This window comes from Lutibacter sp., from assembly GCF_013041805.1.
GTDB lineage: Bacteria > Bacteroidota > Bacteroidia > Flavobacteriales > Flavobacteriaceae > Lutibacter.
This window is the reverse complement of record NZ_JABDRI010000014.1, coordinates 1-10,220: the sequence shown is the minus strand read 5'-3', so window position 1 is coordinate 10,220 and position 10,220 is coordinate 1. Positions and strand designations below refer to the sequence as shown.

Annotated in this window: 10 protein-coding genes; 6 read left to right on the top strand and 4 right to left on the bottom strand. The window is 32.0% G+C overall.

Annotation, left to right across the window (positions count from 1 at the left end; all coding sequences use genetic code 11):
• From HKP59_RS01350 to HKP59_RS01325, 6 genes are all read left to right on the top strand, one after another.
• Window positions 1-1,826: cation:proton antiporter (locus HKP59_RS01350; protein WP_291802785.1), on the top strand; the 1,826-nt coding region annotated here is incomplete at its 5' end.
• Window positions 1,826-2,407, top strand: a complete 582-nt coding sequence (locus tag HKP59_RS01345) for a tRNA-(ms[2]io[6]A)-hydroxylase (RefSeq protein ID WP_291802784.1) — start codon at window positions 1,826-1,828, stop codon at window positions 2,405-2,407. The genes HKP59_RS01350 and HKP59_RS01345, both read left to right, overlap by 1 nt.
• Window positions 2,407-2,847, top strand: coding sequence for a DUF4268 domain-containing protein (locus HKP59_RS01340; protein ID WP_291802782.1), 441 nt, complete (start codon window positions 2,407-2,409; stop codon window positions 2,845-2,847). The genes HKP59_RS01345 and HKP59_RS01340 overlap by 1 nt, the downstream gene beginning before the upstream one ends.
• Before the next feature lie 20 nt (window positions 2,848-2,867).
• Complete coding sequence (mnmE, locus tag HKP59_RS01335; RefSeq protein ID WP_291802780.1) at window positions 2,868-4,247, top strand: tRNA uridine-5-carboxymethylaminomethyl(34) synthesis GTPase MnmE; 1,380 nt, start codon at window positions 2,868-2,870, stop codon at window positions 4,245-4,247.
• A 42-nt stretch (window positions 4,248-4,289) separates the two neighbouring features.
• Window positions 4,290-4,547, top strand: coding sequence for a hypothetical protein (locus HKP59_RS01330; RefSeq protein ID WP_291802779.1), 258 nt, complete (start codon window positions 4,290-4,292; stop codon window positions 4,545-4,547).
• The gene (locus tag HKP59_RS01325; protein WP_291802777.1) at window positions 4,547-4,705 is read left to right on the top strand and encodes a hypothetical protein; all 159 of its coding nucleotides are present in this window, start codon (window positions 4,547-4,549) and stop codon (window positions 4,703-4,705) included. Before HKP59_RS01330 ends, HKP59_RS01325 begins: the two co-directional genes overlap by 1 nt.
• A gap of 286 nt (window positions 4,706-4,991) precedes the next feature.
• Here HKP59_RS01325 and HKP59_RS01320 read toward each other — a convergent pair whose 3' ends face one another.
• From HKP59_RS01320 to HKP59_RS01305, 4 genes are all read right to left on the bottom strand, one after another.
• Window positions 4,992-5,618, bottom strand: coding sequence for a tetratricopeptide repeat protein (locus HKP59_RS01320; RefSeq protein ID WP_291802775.1), 627 nt, complete (start codon window positions 5,616-5,618; stop codon window positions 4,992-4,994).
• Window positions 5,606-6,931: a hypothetical protein gene (locus HKP59_RS01315; RefSeq protein ID WP_291802772.1), complete on the bottom strand. Its 1,326-nt coding sequence runs from the start codon at window positions 6,929-6,931 to the stop codon at window positions 5,606-5,608. The genes HKP59_RS01320 and HKP59_RS01315 overlap by 13 nt, the downstream gene beginning before the upstream one ends.
• A complete protein-coding gene (locus HKP59_RS01310) occupies window positions 6,907-9,102 on the bottom strand; it encodes an urea transporter (protein ID WP_291802771.1) in 2,196 nt (731 codons plus the stop codon). The genes HKP59_RS01315 and HKP59_RS01310 overlap by 25 nt, the downstream gene beginning before the upstream one ends.
• Before the next feature lie 210 nt (window positions 9,103-9,312).
• Window positions 9,313-10,220 (bottom strand): hypothetical protein (locus tag HKP59_RS01305; RefSeq protein ID WP_291802770.1); only part of this gene is annotated, 908 nt, incomplete at its 5' end.

The following is a 10,220-nucleotide window of genomic DNA, read 5'->3' as shown; positions in this document are numbered from 1 at the left end:
TCCCTCTTATTACAGGTTTAATTATTACTGGAATCATTGCAGGTTCTTCTGTGTTAAACTTTATAAGTCCAAACGCATTGGATCGTTTAAACTTTTTAAATGAAATAGCGCTGTCTATAATTGCATTCTCAGCAGGATCTGAATTGTATTTAAATGAATTAAGAAGTAGAGTTAAAAGTATAAAATGGATGACTATTAGTCAGCTATTTATCACTTTTATTATTAGCTCAGTGGTTATTTATTTTGCAGCAACTAGTATTCCTTTCATGGCTGAAATGCCATCTTCCCACAAAATTGCAGTTGCCGTTTTATTTGGAACTATTTTTGTTGCGAGGTCGCCTTCATCAGCTATTGCTGTAATTAATGAAATGAGAGCCAATGGCCCATTTACAAAAACAGTCATGGGAGTTACGGTGGTAAAGGATGTGCTTGTTATCATATTATTTGCCATTTGTTTTGCAATTGCAAAAGCTTTAATTAATGACGAATCAACGGGTGTCTTATTTTTTGTTCTATTAATTATAGAATTAATTACTTCTTTTGCTCTCGGTTATTTACTAGGCAAAATTTTACAAATTCCATTTTTAACTAAATTTGATACCCAATTAAAGGGAATTGCAGTAATATTAATTGGATATTCAGTATATCTTTTTACTGGTTTTATAAAAATTAAATCATTAGAGCTTTTTAATCACGAATTTATTTTAGAACCCCTACTAATATGTATTATTGGTAGTTTTGTGCTCACTAATTACAGTAAACATCGTATTGAATTTTCTCAAACATTGAAAGAAATAAGTCCGATAATCTACATCGTATTTTTTACCCTAACGGGTGCTTCTTTATCAGTTCAAACATTAATCAGTGTATTCGGAATTGCTGTAGCGCTTTTCCTTTTAAGATTAGTTATTATGTTTTTTGGTGGCGTTGTTGGAGTGTATGCAGCAAATGACAACAAAAAATTCGCTTTAATTGCTTGGATGCCTTATTTAACCCAAGCGGGAGTTGCTTTGGGTTTAGCAACTATTATTTCTAAGGAATTTCCAACTTGGGGACATGAATTTGAAACCATTGTAATTGCTATCATTGTCTTAAACCAATTAATTGGCCCTCCTCTTTTCAAATGGTCTTTAAATATTGTAAAAGAAAGTCATTTACGCGCTAAAAATAAGACACAAACAGTAAAACGAGATGCTGTAATATTTGGACTTGAAAATCAATCTTTAGCGCTTGCTAATCAGCTTAAAAAGAATAATTGGAAAGCCCAAATTATTAATACAGATAAAGAAAGTGAAAATGACAATCATGAAATTGATATTACTCATATTTCTTCCATTAATTATACGTCCTTAAAAAAATTAGGTTTAGAAAATACCGAAGCAATTATTTTGATGCTTTCAGATGAAGATAATTACAAAATCACCGAATTAATTTATGAAAATATTGGAATAAAAGATGTTATTGTTCGTTTAAATAAACGAGAAAACTTTGAGAAATTTCATAAGCTTGGAGCATTAATTATTGAACCGGCGACAGCTATGGTAAGTTTATTAGATCATTTTGTACGTTCACCTAATGCAGCTTCTTTATTACTCGGAATGGATGATGATCAAGATTCTATGGATGTAGCAATTAGAAATAAAGATATTCATGGAATGCGTTTACGCGATTTAAGATTACCCGCAGATGTGTTGGTACTTTCTGTAAAGCGCAAAGGACAAGTATTGGTATCGCACGGTTATACACGTATGCGATTAGGTGATATCATTACTCTTGTTGGTTCTCCAACAAGTTTAGAAGAACTAAAATTTAAATTTAACACATAATGTTAGGATTAAAACTTCCAACAGATCCTCGTTGGGTAAACATTGCAGAAAAAAATATTGATGAGATTTTAATTGACCACGCACATTGCGAATTAAAAGCTGCATCCACAGCCAATTCATTAATCATGAGTTTTCCAGAATATTCTGAACTCGTTTCAGAAATGGTTCCTTTAGTGAAAGAAGAAATGACTCATTTTAAATTGGTTCATGAGCGCTTGCTAAAAAGAGGTGTGAAATTAGGCAAAGATCGTAAAGATCTTTATGTAAATAATTTAGTGAAATTTTTCCCAAAAGGGGGCAGTAGAACTACACAATTAGTGCACCGTTTGTTATATGCTGCACTTATTGAAGCGCGCAGCTGTGAACGATTTAGATTACTCTCTGAACATATTCAAGATAAAGATTTAGCAAAGTTTTATAGAGATTTAATGGTCTCTGAAGCAAATCATTATGTGCTATTCTTAAATTTTGCGCGTCAATTTGGTGAACGCAAAGAAGTAGATCAAAAATGGAATGACTTGTTAAACTATGAAGCTGATTTAATGAAAAATTTAGGAACATCAGAAACTATTCATGGCTAATGTTTAGTAAAGAAGAATCTGCACAACTAAGAAAACAATTTTGGACTAGTTTTGGTAAATCCTTTCCAAGAAAATGGATACTCTATAATACCCATATAAAAGATTTCAGCTTTAAATTTGTCGCAAACAAAAAAGAGGCCATGGTTTGCTTAGATATTGAATCTTTTGATAGAGTTAAAAACCAGCTACTGTTTGAGCAAATTGTAGATTTAAAAAATATTTTATTAGAAGAGTACCTGCCAAAAGCAATTTTTGATGACAATTACCAATTAGAAAATGGTAAAATTATACATCGTATTTATGTAAAACATCAGGAAACATTTACTATTCACAATAAAGATACTTGGCAAGCAGCCTATGAATTTTTTAATGAAACAATGCCTCAATTTGAGCAGTTTTATGAAGATTATGAAGATTTTATAAAACAGGTTATTTATTAAATAAACTGTATTTTTGCACTATGATTACGAATGAAACCATTATTGCACTAGCAACATCATCAGGTGTTGGAGCTATCGCTATGATCCGATTATCGGGGGAAGATTCAATTAAAATTGTAAATAAATTTTTCCAATCTAAGTTAGGTAACAAAGATTTAACAACCGTAAAATCACATACGATTCATTTAGGAAATATTATGGATAATAACCATATTATTGATGAAGTTCTGGTATCAGTTTTTAAAAATCCACACTCGTATACAGGAGAAAATGTGGTAGAAATAAGTTGCCACGGCTCCGTTTATATTCAGCAAGAAATATTACAATTATTTATTAAAAATGGAGTAAGAAATGCCAATGCTGGTGAATTTACACTACGCGCTTTTTTAAATGGAAAAATGGATTTAAGTCAGGCAGAAGCTGTTGCCGATTTGATTGCTTCTAATTCAGCCGCATCGCACCAAATTGCCTTATCTCAAATGAGAGGAGGATTTAGTTCTGAAATACAAAATTTACGTCAACAACTATTAAACTTTGCAAGTTTAATTGAATTAGAGTTAGACTTTGCTGAAGAAGATGTTGAATTTGCGGATAGAACTGAATTTAAAAATTTAATTTCTAAAATAAGCAATCTACTAAAGCGATTAATTGATTCATTTGCAATTGGAAATGTGTTAAAAAATGGAATTCCTGTGGCAATTGTTGGAGAACCAAATGTTGGAAAGTCTACCCTCTTAAATGCACTACTCAACGAAGAAAAAGCAATTGTAAGTCATATTGAAGGAACTACTAGAGATGCCATTGAAGACGAAATTAATATTGATGGTGTGGCTTATCGTTTTATTGATACGGCAGGAATTAGAAATACGGAAGATTTTGTTGAAAATATTGGAATTAAAAAAACATTCGAAAATATTGATAAAGCGCAATTAGTACTGCACTTAATTGATGCATCAAAAATTGAAAAACTTCAAGAAAAAGTTTCTGATTTAGAAAAAAAATATCCTTCCAAAAAAATATTGACTATTATTAATAAATCTGACTTGCTAAATGAGCTTGAAATTTCAGAACTTAAATCTCAACTATCAAATCTCATCATCCTATCAGCAAAACACAAAGAAGGGATTCATGAACTTACTACTACCCTCACCCATTTGGCAAATAAAGGAGCGTTGAGTAATAACGAAACTATTGTAAGTAATTCTCGTCATTTTGAAGCTTTGAACAATGCATTGAATTCGATTAAAGAAGTACAAAAAGGAATTGAAGCCAATACAAGCACTGACTTGTTTGCTATTGATATTAGACAAGCACTTTTTCATTTAGGAGAAATAACAGGTGAAGTAACAACCGAAGATTTGCTGGGGAATATTTTTGCTAATTTCTGTATCGGGAAGTAATTAAATAATATCTATACCATATTTTCAAACGAACTATAATTTATGAATACAACAGATTGGTTAGGCTTCGCAGGTGTTTTTCTTATTTTATTGGCTTATATATTGAATGAATTTGGAAAAACAACCACTAAAAGTTTGCTATTCATTCTCTTGAATTTAATTGGAGCTAGTATTGCTTGCTTAGCCTCTGTATTATTAAATTATTTACCCTTTATTATTTTAGAAGGTGTTTGGGCGCTAGTATCTTTTATTTCACTTCTCAAGTACCTGCAGTTTTCAACTAATAAAATCAAGGCATAATGGCTAAAAAAGGACAAGCAAAAAACACGAAAAATAAGGCTAAACATGCCAAGTTAATGGCCAGAAAGAAAAATAAATTGAAACTTGAAAAAGAATTACATCTAAAACGGATAAAATCTATTATAGAACAACAAAAAGACAAATTAAATAAAACATAAAAAAACCTTTACGCTACATAAAGGTTTTAATTAGTCATTAATCGTATTTAGGCTTCTTATCTCTTTTAGCTGCCTTTTTCTCTTTGGCTGTTTTAAGTGCCTCTTTTTTAACGTTTTTCTTAGCATCCTGACTCTTTGCCATAATAGTATATGTTTTTAGTTAATTTCCTTTTAAATAGACTAATAAAGGTACTCAATTTTAAACTGAAATACCTGATTTTTTACAACTATTTTCAATCGAAAAATTCAACTATTTCAAAAACAGAAAACAACTAATTTTTAAAAATTAGTTAGAAGCCAGTGTCAACCCCTCGATTGCTGACGTATCATTCGGCTTATTTAATAACACTTTTTGAAACAAAACAATGGCTTCTTTTTTCTTTCCAAGTTGTAAGTTCGTCCAGCCATACATCAATAAACCATCATAATCAAATGGGTACAGATCAACAATAAGTTTAAAATGTTTGATCGCCTTATCAAATTGAGAGCGATTATAGTAAATAGTTCCTAAATAATACATGGCTTTTGTATTATGTGGTGAGTTTTCTAAAATAGCGTTGTATAAACTAATTACTTCATCCCATCGACCCAATGCAGATAATGGAAAAATATATCCAAACTTAGGTTCATCAGCATACGGCATCAATTCAATAGATTTCTGATAAAAAGAAATAGATTCATTAAAATTTCCAGCCATATAATTTAACCAACCTAATCTTAGATTGGTTTCATATGAATTGGCAACATAGAATGCCTTTACTTCATTGGCAGCTAGTTTAAAATCTCCCTGAGCTTCTAACTCATAACTTTTCCGAAAGGCTTCTTGTAAATTAGAAAAGTTACTTTGTGCATATGTTAAATGCATCGATAAAAATAACATTCCTAATACTATTGTTTTTTTTAAAATTTCCATGTAATTCCTGCTATTATATTTTGTTGATTAAATCCGAATGTTTTTGATGTTATTTCAAAGTTTTCATCTGTATAATTGGCTTCCATTTCCATAAAAGTATACCCGATTTTAAAGATAGAATTTTTATTAAAATACTGCAAGGTAGCTCCAAATTCATTTAAAGCTTTCGCTGGCTGATTGTATATAATTGCTCCCTTATTTGCAACAAAGTTATTTATATTTCCTACTGTACCAAACCCTGTAATTAGCATGTTGCCTGAAGTTACTGACAATCCTCCTGTAAAAATTACATTGGAATCTGGATCCTGATTTTGGTACTGAATAGCACCAAAAGGTACTACGAGTGTGCTCCCTAATGGATAAAATTCCATCGAATAGCCTGCTTGAAATTGGTTCAACCCATTGATATTAGAAACAGATAGGTTGATACTATTTCGAATAAAATAAGATGCTTTTGAAATTGCGCCGCCAAAAACAACATCATTATATTTTAAAGTAGCACTTGAAGATGTCGTTAATATTTGTGACCCATTGCCAACAGATATCGTCGTATCTTCTCCATTTAAATTGTCAAATTTTCCAGAAATAAAGTGTAAATAAGTATCTAAATACCATCTATTTCCTAATGATATTGTAATATCAACGTAATACCTCGACTCACTGCCTTTGTAGGTTTGGTTGTCTAAACTACCTGAACTATTTTCTTGTTGTACTGAATTTGTTGGCATTACAGAAAGTTGATGATGTAAATTAACTCTTTTTGATAAAGGGTGACTCATAGCCAACGAAAAAATTTGGTAATTTTTAGGTATAAACCGAATGTCGCCACTTTCAGCATCAGAATTAGAAACTAACAGTTCGTTATAGTCTAAATTATTTGTTGCCAATACATTAAAACTTAAATCGGTTACAAAAGGTAAGTCTAAGTTAATGGCATCTTTCAGCCTTTTGTTCATTTTTTCATAAAATAACCGACTTTCTAAAACCAATCCACTGTAGATATACGCATAATATAAATATTCTTGCACTACTACATCATAGGAGTCTATAGCATTGGCTTCCTCTAAAAATTGAATAGCATGTAACATTTTATGTTCTTTAAAATAAGCAATTCCCATCCGTACTTTCAAATAATAAAAATCGATTCCTTCAGTGCGCGCTTTTTTTCCTAGTTCAATAATAGATTTCCAATCTTGTTTTAAGTACAACGCATAAGTTGTGCTATCAACCTGCTTAAATGACAATGGAGCTTTTTGCGCGTTTACTGTGGTGACCAACCACAACAAAACTATAGTAATAACTTGTTTTCCCATGTGATGATAATTTTTGATGCCTTTGCTGTTTTACATTCAATAACAATTTTTCTATTTTTATGCACTTCGGAAGTTGAAGTATAGAACTGTTGTCCATTATTTCCTGTAATAGTTGATAGTAAGGTTACTTTTGAGTTGTTAAATAGTTGCTCAGGAGCTTTATAGGTTAAGCTAAAGTTACCTTTTAAAAACAATCCAAAAGGCACTAAAAAATCCTGGATTGTTAGTAAAGGAAAACGATATAACTGGTGCACTGGAAATTTTGAAGTTACCTTTAAGTCGCTATATTCACTTAAAACCACCTTGTAAAAGCTTTTATAAAAATAAAATAAGGCACTCTTTTTTGAACCTAAATAATTTACTGTCGAAAATGTTTTTCCATTATGCTCGTAATACAGTTTAGCCTTGGTTGTTAAACAATACAAAAACGATTGATTGTATATATCAATTTCATTCCGAATAGGAAATGAGGTTACCACACCATCTTCGTTGGTTTTACTTAATTCAAATTCATCACCATGATTCCATTTGAAACCAGCTTGTAATATTGAAGAAACCGAAATATTTGATAGGGTTTCTTGTTCGGTAGGAATTCCTTTTTGAATAAAACCAACATTAATATCATCTCCAATTAAATACTCAGACAAGGGCCAAAAAATTGTCGGAGCACCAATTTCCGGTGTAGATTGTAGCTGAAAATGTAAATGTGGGTATGGAGATCTGCCCGAGTTACCACAGGTACCCAGTAATTGTCCTTCTGCAACTACCTCTCCTAAACGAACTACAACAGAACCTTTTTTTAAATGACTCATTTTTGAATACAAATAATTCTCGTGTTGAATGACTACTGTATTTCCCCAATTATGAATTGAATTAGTAACTCCTATTTCATTGTCTTCAATACTATTTTCAATAGCAACGACAGTTCCGGCTGCTGGAGCAATTACTGGTTTATCAAAACAGTAATAATCGCTTGTTACGTATCCATTTCCTTTAAATTCTTTGTTAGTCGATGGGTCTTTAATTATGAAATCCCACGCATATTTAAAAAAATCTTTGTGTGTATGTATGCCTTCATGCCCTTGATTAACCGTCCATTTTCCCATAAAAGGTAACCGAATAGAAGTTAAAAAAGCTGCATATTGTTTTGCGGGTAAACTATCATAAATATACGCATTTGTCTCTGGGTTTTTTTGCTGAATTGCGGTTAGAATTGGTGATTTCGTTTGATCATATCGTATTTTTAATGCGTATAAAACACCAATCATAATCATATTAAAAGGCAAAGAAAATGCTGATAATTCAAAATATATAAAAAGCTTATCCGATCCAATGGTTGTTACTACTAATACAGGAATTAACAATAAACTCCATATAAACGATTGTCGTGAGGGAATTAAAAAATAGCCACCAATAGCAATTGCTGATAGAATAAAATTAAAACCATAATACGTATAGTTTAACGATCCCGTGTACATCCCTAAAAATGAATACAACCAATAAGCAACAAAAAAGCCTATAAGTGATAATAAAAAATTGACCCTAGAGTGCAGTAAAAGTCCAATTGAAATTAAAACTCCTGCCAATATATTAAATTGAAAAAAAATGGCACCCAACGATAAAAAATAGGTGTCGAATCCCGTATCCACAAATAGGTTCTGTAAACCATCTATAAGAGCGACCAACCAATTACCGCCTAACTTAAAAAACATATTAGATGTATATAAGCTTTCTGTATTAATAGTAATGGCTGAAAACGAAGGAAAGGCCAATAATAAAAGCCACATCGCCAATAAAAATGGAATACTTAAAAAGGGCAATCCGTATTTTGCAAAAACACCCATTAAAACTACAGTACTAAAAAATGCAATCGCCCCACCAACAATAATGAGTAAGAATACTTCTATGCCAGGTAAAAAATAAGTTCCTATCCCTAAGCCAACCAACAACGCGTTAAAACTAAATAATCCTTTTTTTGTAATAACTTCTGAATATGAGAAAGCTTGAGCTAAGGATATAGCGGTTAACACCGCAATTAAACCGCTTAAACCTACCCACCAATCTATAAAACTTACAATAAGTAAGATACTTGCCAATACCTTATTTTCAGTAAAAAAAATTTGAGAGTAGCTTGTGAGTACAGCTTCTCCAAAATATAGGCTTTTTTTCACTAGGTTTTCTTTCATTTCGTTCAACATAACTACTACTTCATAACATAATTTTGTATAAATTCAAAGATGAGCAGAAATAACAATATCATTTCAAAAATGCCATAGAGAGAAAGAGCCACGAAGCAATCTTATATTTGAATTCCTAAGCTTCAGTTAACTTTACTTGCGCCTCCCTCTTTATGACGTTTTATACATTTTATGACTCTTTTTTTATTTAATTTGAAGGTGTTCAGGCACCAACTCTTGTCTTCTAAACACTTCTTTATCTTCTGCTTTTCTAACCAAATGTACGCTACCTTGCTCATCAATCAAAACAATATTTGGTCGATATGTAATAAACTGCATCCATTGAGTCATGGTATAGGCTCCAACGCGTTTTACCACAAAATGATCGCCTTTATTCAGCATTGGAAAATCAATATTTTTTCGAATTACATCAATATTCATACATAAAGGACCATAAATAGTAGTTGGTTCACTTTGAAAACTCGATTCGTGCACTGGATAAATTTCGTGGTCGTACCAAAAAGCGGTAAACATTAAATTTACACCGGCATCTATCACCATAGATCTGCGTCCGTCTGCCAAACGTTTATTTGCTAAAACGGTACCTGCTAGCCAACCTGCATCATCAATCAGGGCTCTACCTGTTTCTAAAATTAGCATTGGTGTTTCATTATTTGGAAAATCTACCGCTGTCATTGCTGTTGTAATGGCGTGTGCATAATCATCAAAACTAGGGGTGGTATCCGTTGCTGGCATATACGCTCCTTGCAAGGTGTTTTGTGAGGCAAAACCTCCACCAACATCAATATAACCAATACTTGTTTGAAAACGATCGTAGGTTTTGTTTGCCAATGCGGCTAGTTTTTCAACAGCCGTTGCATAGGCTTTCGACATAGTAATATAGGTTCCAATATGAATGTGCAACCCTATTAAATCTATTTTCCCGCTTGATAATAGTCTATTGATGGCATTCCAAGCTTCTCCGTTTTCATAATTAAATCCAAAGCGATCCCATTGCGGAATAATACCTGTATCCATATTGACACGAATCGCAACTTGCGGACGTTCTTTTAACTCATCTACCATCCCAATAATAGCATATAATTCATCAA

Coding starts and splice junctions, on each gene's coding strand:
- mnmE (WP_291802780.1), top strand. CDS start 2,868: ATGATTACGAATGAAACCATTATTGCACTAGCAACATCATCAGGTGTT.
- HKP59_RS01330 (WP_291802779.1), top strand. CDS start 4,290: ATGAATACAACAGATTGGTTAGGCTTCGCAGGTGTTTTTCTTATTTTA.
- HKP59_RS01340 (WP_291802782.1), top strand. CDS start 2,407: ATGTTTAGTAAAGAAGAATCTGCACAACTAAGAAAACAATTTTGGACT.
- HKP59_RS01325 (WP_291802777.1), top strand. CDS start 4,547: ATGGCTAAAAAAGGACAAGCAAAAAACACGAAAAATAAGGCTAAACAT.
- HKP59_RS01345 (WP_291802784.1), top strand. CDS start 1,826: ATGTTAGGATTAAAACTTCCAACAGATCCTCGTTGGGTAAACATTGCA.
- HKP59_RS01315 (WP_291802772.1), bottom strand. CDS start 6,931: ATGGGAAAACAAGTTATTACTATAGTTTTGTTGTGGTTGGTCACCACA.
- HKP59_RS01320 (WP_291802775.1), bottom strand. CDS start 5,618: ATGGAAATTTTAAAAAAAACAATAGTATTAGGAATGTTATTTTTATCG.